Below are 19,146 nucleotides of genomic sequence, written 5' to 3'. Positions count from 1 at the left end.
CACCAAATGGCGATTTCGGGTAGGATAAGGGTAAATTTTCCTTATTTTTTACCTTTTTTCTCTAAAAATACTCTTTCAGGAGGTTTTTTCATGTCCGTTGTATCAAAAAAATTTTCTGCTTCCTTATACAGTATGTTGGTGCTGTTACTGCTCTGTCTTGTTACCGCTTTCAACAGCGGTTGCGGCAGCAAGGCATCACTCGACCCGGCCAAGCCGGTAACGCTCACCATCTGGCACGTTTACGGCAACCAGACCAATTCCCCATTTAATGATACAATAGAAAAATTCAATGCCTCTGAGGGTAAGGCCAAGGGCGTCATTGTCAAGGTTGCTTCCGTAAGCAGCTCTAATGTTATCGACAAAGCTTTATTCGCCTCTGCCAAGCAGGAGCCTGGCGCTGTGCCGCTGCCCGACCTTTTTACCGCCTATCCGCGTGTAATCCCCGCAATGCACGATAAGCTGCTGCATTGGGACAAATACCTTGATAAAGAAGATTTAGCTGTTTACCAGCCGGAATTTTTAGCCGAAGGCTATCAGGATAAGGAGCTGCTGATGCTGCCGGTAGCAAAATCCACCGAGCTGCTTTTTGTAAACCAGACATATTTTGACCGCTTTGCTGCGGCAACAGGTGCCAGTACCGATGATTTCGCCGATTATGACAAGCTTTTTGCGCTCTGCCGCAAGTATTATACCTGGACCGGCGGCAAAAACATGTGCCAGTTGGATGATTTCTATAACTATTACCTGACGAGCATGGCTTCCTTGGGCGACCCGTTAATCAAGGACGGCAAGCCGGACCTTGCCAGCTCCAACTTCAAGCGCATCTTCCGTGCCGCAGCCGAGCCTGCTATCGCCGGTGGTCTTGGCATTGAAAAGGGTTATGCGGCCGATGCCTGGAAAACAGCCGATTTAATCAGCAACGTCGGCTCCACCGCCGCTATTCTTTATATGCGCGATTACGTCACTAATCCCAACAACACGCGTGAAACTATCGTTACCAACTATTATCCCTGCCCTGTTTTCAGTGGCGGCAAAGTAACACTGCTGCAGCGCGGTGTAGGATTATTTGCCATCAAAAGCACAGACGAACGCAAAAATCTTGGTGCCGTTGTTTTTGCAAAATGGCTGGCGCAGGAAAACAGCAATTTGAATTTTGCTATGCAGGCAGGCTACCTGCCAACCAATAAGGAAGCACTACCAAAACTGCTGAATAATCCGCAAGATGTGCATAACTTCAAATATCGCAAGCTGTATACCTGCATGCAGCAGGTATACAAACAAGGCACCTAGCTGCATCTGCCGCACAATGCTGCCGAAATTCAGCAGAATCTGGAATACGGCAGCAAAAATATTCTGCGCGCTGCCCATCAGCAATATTTACAGGAAATTGCCGGCGGTGCCAATCCACAGCAAACGCTTGATAAGTTAGTAGAAGAAAGCTATCAGAAGCTGCTGAATTACAAGCAATAAGCCAAAAAATCCTACCAAGGAGGCTCGTAATGCTCACGAAGCTCACCAAAATAAAAAGACTGCTGCTTATAGGCAAGGAAATATGGCATAATAAGCGTTCCATGCGCAGCCGTTTCATTATTTACCTGCTGTCACTGGTGCTGCTGGCAGGTTCTGCTATGCTGATCCTGTTAAACGTTATCGGCATAGTACAGCCGCCCAGCCATGATATCGACCGCTTTCTTGAATATGAGCTTAACACCCGTACCAACGATATCAAACGCCAGATGAACGCGCTGGCTGCGCACAATATTGATTTGTCGCAGCAGCTGCAGAATGATATCGACCGCGTTATGCTGGAGCAGGGCATTTACAATAATTACGATGCCTTGAACAACAATCCCGAGGCTTTGACAGCTATCCAGCAAGCAACCTATCAGACTCTTGCTGCCAAGATGCAGCAGGCTCCGGCCAGCGGTGCCTTGTATCTGATTAACGCCAGCGTCAACACGAATCTGTTGGAACCAACCTATAACGGTCTTTTTCTCAAATTTACCAATATCTATTCCGAAAACACCCTTTTCAATGAAACATGTATGTTCCGCGGCAACCCTCAGGTTGCCCGCAATAACAACATCAGCCTTTACAGCACCTGGCAGCTGGAGCTTAACGTCCACGCCTATCCGCAGGCCGATAAGCTGCTGCATGCCAAGGAAAATAATATTTCCCAACAATATATCCTGACAGACGTTGCCCACCTCAAAGAAAGCTGGGAGCAGTCCCGTCTTTTCCTGATGCCTATTAACAGTAATAACGGCAGGATTATCGGTATCTGCGGCTTTGAAATCAGCAGCGTTTACTTCCAACAGCGTACTAAGCAGGCCAATTACAAGGGTTATCCTCTGATTACCGCTATCCTCGATAAAAAGGCGGACAACGAATACCAGGGACAGCTTTCCAATCCGGCATCCTTCGTCAATGCTACTATAAAAACCAGCTTTGACGGCGAGCATGAATTATTTACTGCCGGTCAGGAGCGCTTCATTGGCTTCACCGCTCCCTTGACGGTCGGTGCCTCGGAGCACAGGGTAGCAGTCATGTTGTCTGCCGACAGCTATTATCATCTGCAGAGGCAGGCTAAAATGCTTCTGCTGATAATGCTGGGTATTATTCTGTTGCTTTCATTGCTGTCTGCCGGTTATTTCAGCAAAAGATATGTAGACCCGCTGGTAGCGGATTTGCAGCAGCTGCAGCAAAATCCCGATGCTCCTCCGCAAGCAAATGTGCTGGAGCTCAACCAGTTCTTTGAATTCCTGCAGAACCATTCCGAGCAGCAGGCCGAAAAAATGCGCCAGCTGCAAAGCGAAAATAATGAAGTACAAAAGCAATACGGTCAGGCGGCTGTGCGTCTGCAGGAAGCACAGGAAAAGCAAAAGCAAACCGCCAACCAGTATATTCAGCTGGAGGAACAGCTTGCCGCCCTGCAGGAAGAAATTCAGCAGGTACGCCTGCAGATGGAGCAGACGCAGCAGGAGAAGCTGCAAGCTCAGCAGGAACGCGAGCAGGCTCAGCAGCAGTTCAACTTTGCTCAGGCTGCTTTGGAAAAGGCTATTGAAAAGAAGCTGGAGACAGTCGACCCCGACAGCTATAAGATGTTTGTCGATAATCTGGCAACGCTGACGCCTAAGGAGGAGGACATCTTCAACCTTTATGTTCAGGGCTGCTCGACCAAGGCAATTATCAGCCAGCTTGGCATCACCGAAAACACCTTAAAATATCACAACAAAAATATCTACGGCAAGCTGGGTGTAAAAACCCGTAAGGAGCTGCTGCAGTATATTGAACTGATGCGCAACGCAGAGCACTGACGCGCAGCGCATTGAAAAAGCCTCCGGCGAGTTTACTCGTCGGAGGCTTTCGTTATGGTTTAGGGGTTAGCTGTTTTAATATTAACTTTATCGCTCATTTTATCGCCCACATTATCGCTCATTTTTATGCCATATATAGCCATACACACTGCTAAAACAAACTCCAATTTCAACACCCCCAAAATATATCTTTCGGGGGTGTTCAAATCTTTATGTATTAAATTTTACAGCTTCTGTCGTACCTTCTACCCTACATTACAGCTGCAGGATGAAGAATTCATCTTTAATATTTTTTCTGTCATTGCTGAGGGCAACCAGAACTCTGTTATCAGGCATATTTGCCAGGTTTACACATGCACCGATGCTGGTTTCCTTATTATCGGTCAAATCCTTATAGCTTACTGTACCAACCAGCGTGCCGGTGTTCTTTCTGTAAATCTGCAGCTGCTGCTTGTCTACAGAGGAATCGCTGACTACCAGATATTCATCAGTCAAAGCTATATCGGTTAAGGAATTGATGGCCTTGCTATCTTCACGTTTTTCCTTGCCGATAACGCGTTTTTGCTTGCCATTGAAGTCATAAACGCTTACCAGGCCCACGTCCTGAGTGCCGATACGCGCATTGCCGCCAACATAGAAATCACCGTTTCTGTCTGCAACAACGCTCTGCGGAATATTGATTTTATCCTTGTCTTCAGCATCACGGCTTCTGGATTCCTTACGTACTGTGCCCAAATCCTTGCCTACTCTGTAGCCGTTGCGAAGATCCACCTTTCTCATTTCGCCCTGGTTCATCCAAATCAAAGCCTTGTCCGCATTACCCTTAGGAATTACAACAAGGTTATTAAAGCGTCCTTGTGCCTCTTCAATACGTTTGGTTTCGCTATCAAAATAATTGAGTCTCATTCTCTTATTGGTATAGAAAATGCCTCTGGTGCCATCGGAGGAAATCTTAGCATTACCGGACATAGAATCAACATTATTGTCCAACATGCGCAGACCATCTTTATCCCACTGCATCTGAACAAGTCTGTCCTTAACGTTGGCATAAATCATATCTCTGCCGATAACAGCCACCCTCATACCCTTGCTATAAGTATTTTGCAAATGCAGATTAGGATTATTTTTCAGAGTAAAGAGCTTAAATGTATTAATGCCGACCTTAACATCCTTATTCGGCAAATCCTTCAAATCAGCAGCAATCGGTTTCGGTTTAGGAGGCTCGCTGGTGCCTTTGTCGCCCCCGCCGCAGCCGGCAATAAAGCTGCAGGCCAGAAGTCCCGCCAAAATTCCCATCGCAATACGTTTCTTCAACATAACAATCATCTCCTTATTGTACTATGGCAAAGCTCTTTATTTGATTACGATACGGCCATCACCGTAAGGATTAGCATATTGCTCGCCTACCTTGCCGTTCAGATGGTTCTGCAGGTATTCCATAATTGTATCTGCATCGCTCATCATTTCATCCTGCACCAGATGCGCTCCCTTGAACATCGTCATGCCGTCACCACCGGATTTCAGCATGTAGGAGGTGCCGCCAACGGTATATTTTTTATTAACGTCTAACGGTTTGCCGTCAATCTTAACATCGCTCACGCGACGGGCACCGGCAACACGCATAAAGTTGCCCTTGGCATCAAGCTCGATAGAGGAAGGAACAGAGCTGTCAATCGTGTAGCTCAGGCCGGATACCTGCATAAAGCCGCCGCTTTCTTCAGGATAGCTGATAGCACCCATTTCCAGAGCATCCAGAATCTGTTGGCCAGTTACCTCTAAAACCACGCACATATTACCGAAGGGGAAGGCCTCCAGCAAATCGTTGTAGCTGATTACGCCGGTTTTGATTTCGTTGCGGATACTGCCGCCGTTTACCAGCACTACATCGCAATCCAGCACTGCTCTATAAGCATCGGCAACAAAGTCGCCCAAGCTGCATTCACGGTTACGCACGATACGCTCACCGGTTGCAGGATCATTGCTGCGCAGCTGTACCAAGGCTTCGCCCACAGGCTGCTTCAGCAAAGGCTCATAGGTCTTTATTTCCTGGGCAATAACTCTTGCGATATTGGCATCCTTGCCGTTAGATTCGGTAATCAGCTGGCTCTTCAGCTTGCCGTCGGGAGTAATTACCAGCTCGCCTACAGTTTTCAGCTTAGTGCCGGTCTGCGCCAGCAGCACATCCTTGCCGACTTTATTTTTAACCATACGGGTGAAACGTTCGTGAGAATGGCCGTCGATAACAGCATCTACGCCCTGAGTATTTTTAGCAACGCTTTCGCTGCTCCACTGCGGAGTAGTGCCGTCCATGCCCAAATGACCTACGATAAATACGTAGTCCGCGCCGTCCTTGCGTGCCTTGTCGACATTCTTCTGCAGCTGCTTGTACAGCTTATTACCGGTTTTATCCTCGCAGAAGCTGTAAATATACTTGCCCTTCTCATTTTGGAAGAAGGTAGGCGTGGAGGTTGTCAGGCTTTCCGGGGTGCTCGCACCCACAAAGGCTACCTTGGTATCCTCATACTGCATAATTTTGTAGCCCGGCAGAACCTGCTTGTTGTTGCCTGCATAAACAAAATTTGCGCAGTAGTAGCCTGCACGCTGCAGCGGCACCAGCTCCAAGAAGCGGTCCATGCCGTAGTCAAATTCATGGTTACCGGGAATGCAGAAGTCATAGCCCAGATAATTCATAATATCGACAACTGCCAGACCACGGGACAGCTTGCCGATAGGTGCGCCCTGAATAGCATCGCCTGCATCCACCAGCGCTACGTTCGGCGTTCTTGCCAGGGCATCCTTTTTAATCTGCGCCAGACCGGCAAAGCCGATATTATCATTAATACCGCAATGGATATCATTCGTATGCAGAATAACAATGTCGTGCTCCAGCGCCCACGCCATCAGCGGAGCGGAAACAGTCATCGCTGCAGTTACCAAAAACAGCGATGTTTTTTTCCAGAACTTTTTCATATACATCACTTCCTTCCAGCTTTTGTAATTATATTATAAGCAAGAAGCAGCAAAAGCGCCCCACCCCAAAGGCTGATTTCGGGTAGGGTTAGGTAAAAAATATGCTTTTTCAGCGCTTTTTCCGATTATTTCGGCCTTAGCATACAAAAACGCAGCCTCCCGGAAGCACTGGAAGGCTGCTTGTTTTATAATGCTATTGTTTTTTCAGCTGAATTATTCTCAGGCCCACGGATCATCTGCTGCCGGAGTCTGGATACCGCTAAGCAGTCCCTTGTAATCCCACAGGAACCATTCGCCGGTAGAAGCCTTTTTGCGCACGGTCATCGGACGCGGGCTGTCAGCGCCGCCGCAGGTAATCATGAAGCGTGCATAGCCTTCCTCCTGATAGGTATAGGCATTAGTTTTAACCTCTACGGTATACGGCATATCCGGCTGATAGTTGTTCGCCGGAGTTGCGCCCATGAAGTAGGAGCGCATCAGATACTGTCTGCCGCGGAAGCGGTCTGCGAGGAACTGTTCATCTCTTTTAGGTACCGGACGAGGTCCCAGCAGCTTGTTGAGCATAGCAATAGCCTCTGTCGGATTAGTTTCGTAGCGAGCCAGTGCTGCCACAGTATAAGCCGCTACCTGCTGAGCATCTGTTTCCGGTCCGATTTCAGCTGCCGATTGCGGCAGATTCTGGAAAATTACGCGTTTGGTTTTTTCCTGTTTCTCCACTTTATTCACCGCCCTGTTAATAGTGTTATCAATAGTTCTGTCAATCATTCTGTCTACGCCAATTCTTCTGTTCCAGTCAAGAGCTTCTGCAGATTGCAATTGTCCCGCCAAAAGCATTGCGCAGCAAGCTAATACAATACCTTTTTTCATTTGTTGCACCTCCTCAGAATTATCCTGCGCTGTTAGATACGCAGGCATGTTTCCTTACAAGCTCATTGTACAACGAAATTTGCTAAAGCACCCCACCCAAACTGCCGATTTCGGGTAGGATGAGTAAAATTTTTCTGTTTTTCAGCTAAATTCCTGCCAAAAACGCAGCCCGTACTGCTTTCATGCTTATTTTTCCGGCAATTCCCTGAACAGCCTAAAGCCACGCATAGGATGCATCTTCTCATGGCCTGCATCACGCTTCTGTTCATGCACCTGCTTAGCCAGCCTTTGCAGCTCACGCAACAGCTCCTGCTGCTGCTCAATGTCAGTACGGCATACCAGCTTTTCGCCCGTTGCCGTCAGCAGCGTCAACGAAAAGCTGCCGCAGTCGTGCACCTCAATCATCTCACGCGGCAAATTCGCAGGACGAGATGCCGAAGGCTGGCGCAGCTGCCATGGCAGCTGCTGTATTAGCTTATCCAGCGGTGTAAGCTCCTCTGCCGTAACAGGTACCTCGTAAAACTTCAGGCGCTCGCCATCTGCAAAGCACTCACTGTCAAACAGCAGTTCCTTATCGCGTCGGCAAAGGTTAAATGAATAACAGCTTGCTCTGCTCACACCTCTGCTGCTCACAGACAGCTCCTGCCAGTCAACCGCCCTTTCCATAGCCACACCTCCCGATAGCGGACCTGCTGCACAAAGCAGCAGCCCCAGCATTGCCATACACAGCAATCTCAGTAACCGCATCAGCGCCACCCCCATTGCCAAAAATCGTGCGCAAGCACAACCGCCGGCCTATTCATTGGCCAAGTCGTAAATCTTCCTTACCGTGCCATCATCGGCAACATTATAAATCAGCCTGCCGCTTTTCTCTACCAGATAGCGCGCATCCTTAAATTGCACCGGATTAGGAGCATCCGGATCTCCCGCCTTAGTCATAGTATGATAGCTGTAACGCTTGTCAACATCAGGATACAAAGCCTTTTCTTGTTCCCACTGATAATCCCAGAAGCTGAAAGAGCCGTTGTTTCTGTCCAGTAAATTAACATTCGGCTCCAACACCAGCTGCAAAAACAGTTTCGCTACTATCCAAGGCATTTCCGTTTCACCCTGCACAAAGCGAGTACCTCTTTTGTTGCTTCTTTCATAGGTACCGGCCAGGGACGGCAGCACCCGATTATTACCCTCAGGCTCACCCAAAATCCAGGCACCGTACAGCTTGCTCTGCGCCTGATAGCCCTGCGGATTACTCAAAGCATACTTTTCATAAAGCGGCATACTATAGCTGTACCGAGAAGGATAACCCATACCATTTTCATAGCTTGCAAGACTTGGCACCTGCAGATAACCGATAAAACGCTCACCGTCATGCGCAAAACGCACCACACCGCTCGCCTAGGTTTCATAGCGGTAATGGTCGTCCTGCCATTCACCGCTGTGCACCTTCAAATCCATCAAAACGCCGCGCGTAGTTTCATACACCATAGCGCCACCCTCAACATGGGTAGCAGGATTATACATCTCATAATAATCAGCCCGCGCAACCGACATCCCGCCGCACAACAGCAACGCACCGCACGCCAAAGCACACAAAAGCTTCTTCATAAGCTCACCTCCAAACAACAAGCAAGCACCCGTAAGAAAGTTAACACGCTGCACTAACGCACACAGCCCCCTTCCGCCTCACTTCGTTCGGCACCTTCCCCGAGGGGCAGGCAAGAAGGGTAGCACCAAAGATTAAATTAAGCAATTAACATATCGTGTACACAACCCTCAGTCATCGCCTACGGCGATGCCAGCTCCCTTTCAGGGAGCATATAAAGTTAGCGAGAAACTGTTGGTCGTGCTAATGTCGCTTACGACGCAGGGAGCATATAAAAGTTCGTAGTAATAGCCAAAGTAAAACTTTGCAGTACCTTTATATCTTCCCTGAAAGGGAAGGTGGCTGCGAGCTTCAGCGAGCAGACGGAAGGGTTGCGATACGCGTACAAAAAGGCCCTTGCTCCGCAATATTAACTTACGTCGCAAGGACCTCAAACTCAACTCACAGCATCAACCCACAGCATCATTGCTGCACAACAGCTTAACCTCACCATCAACAGTCACACGATACGCATCCCACAAACTCGGATGCACATAATAAGTCATAACCAGCTCATCATTCTTATTATAAACATAAACCCCAAAATAATCGCCGTACTCCTGCGGCAGATACGAATTAAAAACGCTGTTCGGAGCCTCGGCCGAACGATTGCCATAGCCAAACCAATAATCCTTACTGCTCAAATCCAAACCCGTATTCTTCACACTCAGCTTACGCAGAAAATACAGCGCCATAGTATAATCCTCTTCCGCCTGCATTCCCTCAAACCTATAAGTTCCGCCGATATCAGGCTCACTCACCTTAGTAATACCCATCTCGCGTGCATCAACCGTCGGCAGCAACACAACCTGCTTACCATCTTGCACTCTGGCCTCGCAAACAAGCGGCTGAGAGCCATAACCAAAATAACGTGTATCCTCACCATGATGGCCCACGTCAAACGAATAATCCTCTAATACCAGCGAACCGTTCTCCAGCATACCCACGCCCTTAAACATCGGCGCATTACCGTCCTGCAAATCATAAGTAACAACAGAAGCAAAAATGCCGGACTGCGTATAAATCAGATGCAAAGAAGCATTATCCCTGCCATTCGCACCATAACGCATATACGAATACGCACCATAAGAATAAGACGCTGCCATCGCTGTTGCGCTGACAAGCAGCAGCAGGCAGAACATCAGCAAGCTAAATAATCTCTTCATAGCCGCACCTCTATCTCTCAACCTCGCTCAGCAGCAGGCTTCCGTCCTCACCGCTGATAGCAATACCGAAAATACGCTCCCTGCCCAAAGAATCGCGCACCACGATACCGTTACGCGGGAAGGACTCGGAATCACGCATCACAATAATAATCGGCTCCGTCGCACGCAGGAAATCCTTATAATAAACAGACTGCACGTTAAAAACAGGATAGCCCTCAGCGCTCACCTCACGCAAATCCAACGCCACAACCTGAAAATCAGGAAAATCCACCGAGCTCGTCACCACAGCCTTCGCCGGCTCAAAAGCGTCCGGCATTCTCACAACCTCGCAGGCAGCAGGATTAACATGAGCATCCTTCAGCCAGCACACATGCAGCATGCTTTGAGTAGACTCCGGCGCACTGTTCGCCTGAGCACTGCCCCAACCGCCAAACAAACCAATACCAAGCGCCAATAACATTGCACCTAAAAATCTTTTACACATAAAAAACACCTCCAAAGTTTTTTACATCAAATATTAAATTCCTTCAGGAAATACACCTTACTCAATCTCCTGCAGATAAATACTGCCGTCCTTACCGCTTTGCAGAATCGCAAATTTGCGCTCCCTGCCTGCATCATCCTTAAAGCTGATACCGTTCTTGGGAATAGTTTCCAGGCTCTCCAGATGCAGCACCAGCTTTTCATCAGCCATCAGCAAATCCTTGCTGTAAACGCTCTTGCCGGAAGCAAGCTCCAGCAGGCGGAACTCTTCCAGATTTTTCGTACTGCGGAAAATTACATCCGCACCCTTAAAGGGATTAGGTACGGAAACCTGCTCGTACTTGGAAAGATCAACCTTTGCATCCTGCAGCTCATGTACGCCCATGCATTCCAGATACTGCATCGCCAAGCCCTTAAAGCCTCTCTGCTTGCATTCCTTCAACGGCAGCAGCTCAAGCTTCACGCTGTCACCGGCCATCTCTGCTCCCATATCAAAGAAATCATCCGCAGTCATATTCGTCTTTTGCGAAGCAGCCACATCATCGCTGCCCACATTATTACGGTAAACATCAAGTCCGTTGGCAGCCGCATTACCGTTCTTTGAACGGGTAAAATACATATCAACGCATCTTTTATTACCGTTCGGCAGCAAATCATTCAGCACCAGCACATAATCTGTATTACTGCTGTTGCCGCGTGTCAGCAGCATATTGTTCGGCAATAGCTGCAGATTGCTGCGTGCCCAGCCCTCATCAACAAATTTTATCTTACCGTCCACAAAGGTATAGACAGCATAGATATCCTTGCCGTAATAGCCCTTGCCCTGCTTTTCATTATCCAAGATAGCAAAAATCAGCTCCGGCACCTTGTCATTATTGATATCCTGCAGCGTATAACCAAGCATGTTCAACGCATCAACATAACCCATACGATCCCGCAGCTCATAGATACCGGTCATGCCCTGCTGCGGCATTTTACCCATATCGCCATCATTCACAAAATTATAGATACCCTCCACCAGCTTGCCGTATTCACGCTCATAGGCAGGCACCTTCGCGACAGTCGCTGCAGCTTCCTCCACCTTCGTAGCCTTAGGCTGCGTTGCCGCAGCCTGCTTATCCGAACCGCAGCCATTCAGCAGCATTGCCAATGAAGCCAGCAGCATTGCTCCAACTAAAACATTCTTACAGCTTTTCTTCAACATCTCCATCCCTCCGCTTCCTGCTTGCTTCGCAGCTAATCTTTTATACCTATATTTTACCCTAAAAAAAACTAAAGCGCCCCACCCGAAACAGCAAATTCGGGTAGGGCGCGAGCTTTAAATCGGCAAATTTATTGCTTACAGCTTGTTGAATACATCCTCAACCATCTTCCAAACCTTAGCGCGGTCTACAGCGTAAACAATCTTCGCATTCTGAGTGCCCTCAGGAGCAGCGCCGCGGAAGCCCATAGTCTGGCCGTAGCCATAACCGTATTGGTCGTCAACATCAACCGGCAGAGTTTCGGATTCCAGAATTACGGACGGATCAATAGCAACTGCTGCTGCCAGAACGTCCCAAATGTAGTTCTTGAAGGACGGATCCTTGCGGAACATCGGGGTAGCATAGTGGCTTTCCCACATAGCCTTGAAGCGGTCGCTCTTAATGCGGCTTTCCAGATCCTTAAAATCATCGTGGCTCATCAGTTCCTTGCTGCAAACATCCAGCGGCAGGAAGATTTGCTCCTTCCAGGGAGCGCGGTAAGCCTTTTTAGCGGTTTCCGGATCAATCCAAACGTTGAACTCGGAGGTCGGCATTACGTTGCCTTCGCAGAAGAAAGCGCCTGCCATATAAACAACGCGTTTAGCCAGCGGAGCAATTTCCGGAGCCTTGTCCAGAGCAGCTGCCAGGTTAGCACCGCTGCCGATAGCAACGATGGTTACTTCGCCCGGATGCTTTTTGATAGTATCAATGATGAAATCAGCAGCATGTTCCTTTTGCGGGTTCATTACCGGCTCATCATTATAATTCTTGCGATATTCAGCCTGCCAGGATGCCGGCTGAGGATAACCTGCAGCGCCCAGATGGGAGTCATGGCCACGGCCGTAAATGCGTTTTTCCTCCTTCATGTTAGCGAAACGGTCCTTGCGAACGGTTTCATTAACGCCCATATATACAGGAATATCGGTGCGGCCGATGCCCTCCAGCTGACGAATAGCGGAAGCGGTACCGGTTTCAACCCAGGTATTGCCGATAACGATGGTAACACCCTTCAAATCCATTTTGGGAGATTCGGCAAGCATCATCATAGCGATGCCGTCATCAAACAAATCCACCATATCTGCGTCCAGAATAACCTTTTCGCGTGCTGCAGCCTCAGCAGACAGCGGAGCAGTCATAGCGCCAACGCCCATGCACATGGAAAGCAACAGGCAACCACATAAGCTGGTTAATTTTTTCATTTTCATATTCATTACCTCCTAAAATCCCTAATTCTATAAATTTCCGCACAGAATGCAGATTTTACCTTAATCAATCTCCTCCAGATAAACACTGCCGTCCATAACTTTCGCCCGAATCGCAAACTTGCGCAGGCTGCCGGTATCGTCCCTGAAGCAGATACCGTTCTTGATAACAGTTTCATAGCTGAGCACGGGATCAGTTTCAAAGCTTTCCAGATGCAGCACCAGCTTTTCTTCCGGGTTCAGCAGTCCTTTGCTGTAGATAACTCTGCTGCTGTCACCCTGCAAATCCAGCACTTCAAAGCTCGCCAGAGAAGTATTGCTGCTAAACAACACTTCTGCTCCCTGGGAGGGATTATCCGCGTAAACATGCTCATATGCGGAAAGATCTACCCTATCATCCTGCAGCTCATGCAAGCCCATGCAGTTAAGGTGCTGCATTACCAATCCCTTAAAGCCACGGCTGCTGTATTCCGCAAGCGGTAAAAGCTCGAGTTTTTGGGCACCGAGGTCAATATTCATCATATCGTCAAAGTGCATGGAAGTTTTTTGGGTAACAAAGGTATCATTTACATCTAAATATTTTCGGTAAATATTAAATCTGCCATTCTCGATCTTTGTATAGAAGGTTTGTCCCTGACGCAGACTGCCGTCCCGCAGCAAATCCTTCATTTCCAGCACCCATTCCATATTTTTATCGTCGTTCCAGGTGCGCTTGCTCAGCGTATTATCCGGAAGCAGACGCAGACGGATGCGCGACCAGCCCTCGTCAACAAATTTTATCTTACCATCCACAAAGGTATAGACAGCATAGATATCCCGTCCATAATAGCCCTTGCCCTCGGGATAAGCAATCTGGGCCAAAATCAGCTCCGGCACCTTATCATTATTGATATCCTGCAGCGTATAGCCGACACTGCTTACGCCCTGACCTGGATCATTATGGCCCTCCAGCTCCTCAAAGCCTGTCAGTCCCTGCACCGGCAGCCCGGCGGTATTACCCGTGGTCAAATAATCGCAGACACCAGCCACGATTTTCATATATTCCTGCTCGTAGACAGGCATAGCGGCAGCTTCTGCCTTAGGCATGGCAAGCAGCGAGACTGCTTTTTTGTCGGAGCTGTCACTGCCTAGGAGCATTGTCAATCCGGTAAGCAGTAATGCGCCCAGCAAAATGTTTTTCCAGCTTTCCTTCAGCATATCAATCCCTCCGCTTCCTGCTGCCTGCTTTGCAGCTGATTGTTTACACCTATAGTGTAGCCTAAAAAAAGCAAAAGCGCCCCACCCTAAAGGGTGATTTCGGGTAGGATGAGGGGGATTTTGGGATATTTTTGAGATTTTAGGAGGGTTGAGAGAAAATTATAGTTTTTGCTTCGTTCTTTATGTTTACTTCTTTCGTCCCCGAAAGAAGTAACAAGAAAGGGGCGCGCTTTTGTAAAGCGCGGGAAACAGTCGCTTTTTGCATCGCCGCAAAAAGCTTAGCAAAAAAGGCTTTGCCATATCCTCTTTGGTTTGCAGTACATCAAGTTCTGCGTACTGACGCAAGCAATTATATATCGCAGTGAAAACATAGAAATCTAAACACCATTAATTAAGATGTTGTTCAAAAACCTACGCTATTGGTCTTGCCTGCCCCTCGGGGAAGGTGCCGAACGTAGTGAGGCGGAAGGGGGCTGCGACGCAGGGAGCATATAAAAGTTCGTAGTAATAGCTAAAGTTAAAATTACGTAATACCATTATATCTTCCCTGAAATACTCTTCGAGTATAACACGACCAACATTTTTCATTGCATGAAAATGGGGCTTAGTATAGCGGAGGTGGCTGCGAGCCTTGCGAGCAGACGGAAGGGTTGGGTAAGCAGATGCAACTTTAGAAAGAAAAGCGAGCCTCTCCTCGGGGAGAGGTGGCATCGCGTAGCGATGACGGAGAGGGGTACATCATACATATGCTATTAGTAAATTTTTAAACAACAATCCCCTCTCAGTCGCCCTACCGGGCGCCAGCTTTCCCCTAGGAGAGCCTAATCCCCCACCCCAAACGCAAAAGAACCGCCTCACGGCGGTTCTCTGCCGACAGCGCCAGAGCGCTGCCGATTTTAGGAAGTTTTTGTATGAAGGTTTATTAGAAAGTGAAGGTTACGTCAGTCCACAGACGACGGTCTTTTACAGTGTAATCTTCTGTTTTTTGCGCATAGGTATCCTTGGTCTCATAGTAAGCTACGTTACCAACGATGTTCTTAGCAAAGGTGTAGTTGGCGCCTACGCCATAACCCTTGAAGCCGTCGCCCCAGAAGGTGTGAGCATCGGTGGTATGTGCCAGGTAGGTGTTGGTACCTTGGTCATAGTATTTAGCCCACAGGCCCCAGCTGCCAGCTTCGTCAGCCTTAGCACCCTTGTAAGCCAGGCCGATTACATAGCCGTCTTTTTGCCAATCCTCATCAAATTTATAGCCATCATCATCAGAAAGGTCACCCTTCAAATACATTGCAGATAAGCCTACATGACCAACAGCATATTTGGCACCTACGTACCAAACCTTATTATCATAAGTATAATCATCTTCATCTACGATATCATTAACATGAATATAGCCGGCAGACAAATCCAGACCTTTAGCAATAGGTGCGGTTACATCAACAGCCCAATAGTTGCCGCCTTCACTCTCATATCCATAAATAAAAGTATCTTCTGCAAATTTGCCTGCATAACCGGTAATTTTAACGTCCTTGCCATAAGCTACTTCAACGCCGTCTGCGCGGGTATCATAGAAGTTGCCGTCTGCCAGTACCAGGTTATAACGGCCGGCGCGAACAGCCATGCCACCCAGCTTACCGTCTACATAAGCGCGTTGGAAATCGGTTTTTTCGTTGCCAACATTATCGCCCAGATTTTGGGTGTTCTGCAGCATACCAGTATAGGACCAATCATCATTAATCATGCCGTTAATCCAGATACGGGAACGCAGGTCATTTACATAAGAATGATTCTTGTCATCAGCATCAAAATTAACTTCGCCCTTTTGATCAACGTATCTGTAACGCAGTTCACCGGTAATCTTTACGTTATCAGCCTTTTTCTCCAGGTTAGCTACGCGCACGCCCAGGCTGTCCAGCTCGTCAGCAAATTCTGCTGCCAGCTTGTCAACGTTAGCGCCCTTTGCCATTGCTTTAGCAACGATTTGTGCCATTTCATAGCGAGTCATCAGCTTGTCACCGCCGAAGGTGCCGTCACCATAACCATCAATTACACCTGCTGTTGCCAGCTTGCTGATGCTGTCATAAGCCCAGTGGCCAGCCGGAACGTCGCTGAAGGGGTTAGCAGCATAAGCGGATGCGGTTACACCCAAAGCCATTGCCATTGCGAGTACTAAAGATTTTTTCATGAGAAATTCCTCCTCTTTAAGTAAATTTTTTACCTTGCGGAGGCTTGCGCTGCCTGTTGCCAAAATTTGCCTTGTTTCATTTTGGTTTTTGGATTGCTCGCTCCGTTCGGTAAAGCCGGAAAAGCAAGAAGGATTAATTGTTTTTCCTTTGCTTCTGGCTGTAGTATAACGGATTTTTAGTAACTTGTCCCTACCCGAAATGGCAAATTCGGATAGGATGAGGGGAAATTTTGGGGATTTTTTTGATTTTCGGGGTGGTTTGAGAGAAAATTTTAGGTTTTACTGCGTTCTTTAGATTTACTTCTTTCGTCCCCGAAAGAAGTAACAAGAAAGGGGCGCGCTTTCGTAAAGCGCGGGAAACAGTCGCTTTTTTGCTCGCACAAAAAAGCTTAGCAAAAAATGCTTTACCATAACTCATGGGCTAATAATAAGCTTAGTTCTACGTACTAATGCAAGCAATTATATATCGCAGTGAAAACATAAAACTCCAGTAATAAGATTTTGTACAAAAACCTACGCTATTAGTCTTGCCTGCCCCTTGCACTCTTCGAGTATAACACGACCAGCATTTTTCATTACATGAAAAATGGGTCTTAGTATAGCGAAGGTGCCGAACGTAGTGAGGCGGAAGGGGGCTGCGAGCAGACGGAAGAGTTGTGTAAGCAAATATGACTTTGGGAAGAAAGGTGAGCCTCTCCTCGGGGAGAGGTGGCATCGCGTAGCGATGACGAAGAGGGGTCCATCATACATATGCTATTAGTAAGTTTTTAAACACCAATCCCTTCTCAGTCGCCCTACCGGGCGCCAGCTCTCCCCTATGAGAGCCTAATCCCCCTCGCCCACCCAAACGCAAAAGAACCGCCTTGCGGCGGTTCTCTGCCGACAGCGCCGAGCGCTGCCGATTTTAGGAAGTTTTTGTATGAAGGTTTATTAGAAAGTGAAGGTTACGTCAGTCCAGAAGCGATGATCTTTAGTACGTTCCATATCAGCAGCAATTCCAGGAAGTTCTTTCAACAGCTTGGATTCAGTGTTGTAGTATGCAACGTTAGCTACGATGTTTTTAGCAATGGTGTAGTTAGCGCCAACGCCGAAGCCCTTGAAGCCGGTCATACCAAAGGTGTTAGCATCGGTGGTGTGTGCAACATAGGTTTGTGCGCCTTGGTCATAGTATTTAGCCCATGCGCCCCAGCTGCCTGCATCCTCAGCCTTTGCACCCTTATAAGCCAAGCCGATAACAAAGCCGTCGTCATCCAGGTATTTATCAATAGCTTTGTTAAGGTTGCCATCACTACGATCATTAAGTTTGTCAGCAGACAAATCACCCTTCAGATACATAGCGGACAGATTGAAATGCCCCATATCATAGCTCAAGCCTGCATGCCAAATGCCGTTGTCAATATCAGTTTTGTCAAAGTTACCATTGTCAAATGCAACAGAGCCGGTTCCCATATCTTTGAATTGAGTGTAGCCGGCAGTAGCCTTCAAGCCCTTAGCCAACTCGCCTTCTACTGCCAAGCCCCAATACTTGCCGCCATTAGTAATATCACCAGTTTCAGTATTAACGCCATCATTTATCATAAGCGGTACTACAGTGATATCATCAGTTGCCTTGCCTGCAAAGCCTTTTAACTTAACCTTGTTGCCATAAGACAGCTCCAGGCCATCAGCACGGGTATCATAGATATTGCCATCAGCAATTACCAGATTATAACGGCCTGCACGTACTGCCATACCGCCCAGCTTGCCGTCTACATAAGCGCGCTGGAAGCTTGTATTTTCATCACCTGTGTTATTATTCAGGTTCTGCACATTCTGCAGCATGCCGGTGTAGGTCCAGTCATCATTAATCATGCCGTTAATCCAGATACGGGAACGGAGATCTGCTACATGGTTGGAATCATTGCCCAAAACTCTGTAACCTCTGTTCAAAGTCCTTTTTTCCATTGCACCGTCTTGGTCAACATAGCGGAAGCGAACTTCACCGGTAATTTTTACATTATCAGCCTTTTTCTCAAGGTTAGCTACGCGCACGCCCAGGCTGTCCAGCTCGTCAGCAAATTCTGCTGCCAGCTTGTCAACATTAGCGCCCTTTGCCATTGCTCTAGCAACAATTTGTGCCATCTCATAGCGAGTCATCAGCTTATCACCGCCGAAGGTGCCGTCACCATAACCATCGATTACACCTGCAGCTGCCAGCTTGCTGATGCTGTCATAAGCCCAATGACCGGCAGGAACGTCGCTGAACGGGTTAGCAGCGTAAGCGGATGCGGTTACACCAAGAGCCATTGCCATTGCGAGTACTAAAGATTTTTTCATGAGAAATTCCTCCTCTTTAAGTAAATTTTTTACCTTGCGGAGGCTTGCGCTGTTTGCTGCCAAAATTTGCCTTGTTTCATTTTGGTTTTTGCAGTACCTGCTCCGTTTGGTAAAGTCGGAAAAGCAAGAAGGATTATTTGTTTTTCCTTTGCTTCTGGCTGTAGTATAACGAATTTTTAGTAACTTGTCCCTACCCGAAATGGCAAATTCGGGTAGGATGAGGGGAAATTTTTAGGAATTTTTTGATTTTCGTGGTGGTTTGAGAGAAAATTTTAACACCAGTAATCAAGATATTGTTCAAAAACCTACGCTATTAGTCTTGCCTGCCCCTTGGGGAAGGTGCCGAACGTAGTGAGGCGGAAGGGGGCCGCAAGCAGATGAGACTTTAATAAAGAAAGATGAGGCTCTCCTCGGGGAGAGCTGGCGCCCGCCAGGGCGACTGAGAGGGGACTGCAGTTTATAGGCTTACATTTGAATTTAGATTGAAGAAAATTCGTACACAAAGATTATTTGCTTGTAATCGTTATGCTTACGAATAGCATTATTTTCAGCATATCCCCTCT

The 19,146-nt window shown here is 47.7% G+C and carries 15 protein-coding genes; 2 read left to right on the top strand and 13 right to left on the bottom strand.

Going from position 1 to position 19,146, the window contains the following annotated elements; translation table 11 throughout:
* Positions 1 to 90 precede the first annotated feature (90 nt).
* Both Q0612_RS02860 and Q0612_RS02855 read left to right on the top strand, forming a co-directional pair.
* Entirely contained in the window at positions 91 to 1,290 is a 1,200-nt protein-coding gene (locus Q0612_RS02860) for an ABC transporter substrate-binding protein (protein WP_298880518.1), read from the top strand.
* A 209-nt stretch (positions 1,291 to 1,499) separates the two neighbouring features.
* A complete protein-coding gene (locus tag Q0612_RS02855) occupies positions 1,500 to 3,317 on the top strand; it encodes a response regulator transcription factor (protein ID WP_298880514.1) in 1,818 nt (605 codons plus the stop codon).
* 255 nt (positions 3,318 to 3,572) lie between these two features.
* Here the strand turns inward: Q0612_RS02855 and Q0612_RS02850 are convergent, their stop codons facing one another.
* The 13 genes from Q0612_RS02850 to Q0612_RS02790 all read right to left on the bottom strand — a co-directional run bounded on the left by Q0612_RS02850 (position 3,573) and on the right by Q0612_RS02790 (position 18,583).
* Entirely contained in the window at positions 3,573 to 4,634 is a 1,062-nt protein-coding gene (locus tag Q0612_RS02850; RefSeq protein ID WP_298880511.1) for a hypothetical protein, read from the bottom strand.
* A 36-nt stretch (positions 4,635 to 4,670) separates the two neighbouring features.
* On the bottom strand, positions 4,671 to 6,287 hold the full coding sequence (locus Q0612_RS02845; RefSeq protein WP_298880508.1) for a bifunctional UDP-sugar hydrolase/5'-nucleotidase: 1,617 nt from the start codon (positions 6,285 to 6,287) through the stop codon (positions 4,671 to 4,673).
* A 219-nt stretch (positions 6,288 to 6,506) separates the two neighbouring features.
* Complete coding sequence (locus tag Q0612_RS02840; RefSeq protein WP_298880505.1) at positions 6,507 to 7,154, bottom strand: DUF6935 domain-containing protein; 648 nt, start codon at positions 7,152 to 7,154, stop codon at positions 6,507 to 6,509.
* Positions 7,155 to 7,340: 186 nt separating this feature from the next.
* Positions 7,341 to 7,820: a hypothetical protein gene (locus Q0612_RS02835; protein ID WP_298880502.1), complete on the bottom strand. Its 480-nt coding sequence runs from the start codon at positions 7,818 to 7,820 to the stop codon at positions 7,341 to 7,343.
* Positions 7,821 to 7,949: 129 nt separating this feature from the next.
* Complete coding sequence (locus tag Q0612_RS02830) at positions 7,950 to 8,537, bottom strand: hypothetical protein (protein ID WP_298880498.1); 588 nt, start codon at positions 8,535 to 8,537, stop codon at positions 7,950 to 7,952.
* A 12-nt stretch (positions 8,538 to 8,549) separates the two neighbouring features.
* Positions 8,550 to 8,759, bottom strand: a complete 210-nt coding sequence (locus tag Q0612_RS02825) for a hypothetical protein (protein WP_298880495.1) — start codon at positions 8,757 to 8,759, stop codon at positions 8,550 to 8,552.
* 447 nt (positions 8,760 to 9,206) lie between these two features.
* The gene (locus Q0612_RS02820) at positions 9,207 to 9,962 is read right to left on the bottom strand and encodes a hypothetical protein (protein ID WP_298880493.1); all 756 of its coding nucleotides are present in this window, start codon (positions 9,960 to 9,962) and stop codon (positions 9,207 to 9,209) included.
* 10 nt (positions 9,963 to 9,972) lie between these two features.
* A complete protein-coding gene (locus Q0612_RS02815) occupies positions 9,973 to 10,446 on the bottom strand; it encodes a hypothetical protein (RefSeq protein WP_298880491.1) in 474 nt (157 codons plus the stop codon).
* Between the two features lie 57 nt (positions 10,447 to 10,503).
* Entirely contained in the window at positions 10,504 to 11,649 is a 1,146-nt protein-coding gene (locus Q0612_RS02810) for a hypothetical protein (RefSeq protein ID WP_298880489.1), read from the bottom strand.
* Between the two features lie 135 nt (positions 11,650 to 11,784).
* Positions 11,785 to 12,891, bottom strand: a complete 1,107-nt coding sequence (locus Q0612_RS02805; RefSeq protein ID WP_293692771.1) for a nucleoside hydrolase — start codon at positions 12,889 to 12,891, stop codon at positions 11,785 to 11,787.
* Positions 12,892 to 12,951: 60 nt separating this feature from the next.
* Positions 12,952 to 14,085, bottom strand: coding sequence for a hypothetical protein (locus Q0612_RS02800; RefSeq protein ID WP_298880488.1), 1,134 nt, complete (start codon positions 14,083 to 14,085; stop codon positions 12,952 to 12,954).
* A gap of 922 nt (positions 14,086 to 15,007) precedes the next feature.
* Positions 15,008 to 16,267, bottom strand: a complete 1,260-nt coding sequence (locus Q0612_RS02795; protein ID WP_298880486.1) for an S-layer homology domain-containing protein — start codon at positions 16,265 to 16,267, stop codon at positions 15,008 to 15,010.
* 930 nt (positions 16,268 to 17,197) lie between these two features.
* Positions 17,198 to 18,583 carry an S-layer homology domain-containing protein gene (locus tag Q0612_RS02790; protein WP_298880484.1) on the bottom strand — a complete coding sequence of 462 codons (1,386 nt, stop codon included), beginning with the start codon at positions 18,581 to 18,583 and terminating at the stop codon, positions 17,198 to 17,200.
* Positions 18,584 to 19,146 lie beyond the last annotated feature (563 nt).

This window comes from uncultured Phascolarctobacterium sp. (genome assembly GCF_937920985.1).
Lineage (GTDB): Bacteria > Bacillota > Negativicutes > Acidaminococcales > Acidaminococcaceae > Phascolarctobacterium_A.
Note: the sequence above shows the minus strand (reverse complement) of the source record. Positions and strands in the feature narration are given on the sequence as shown.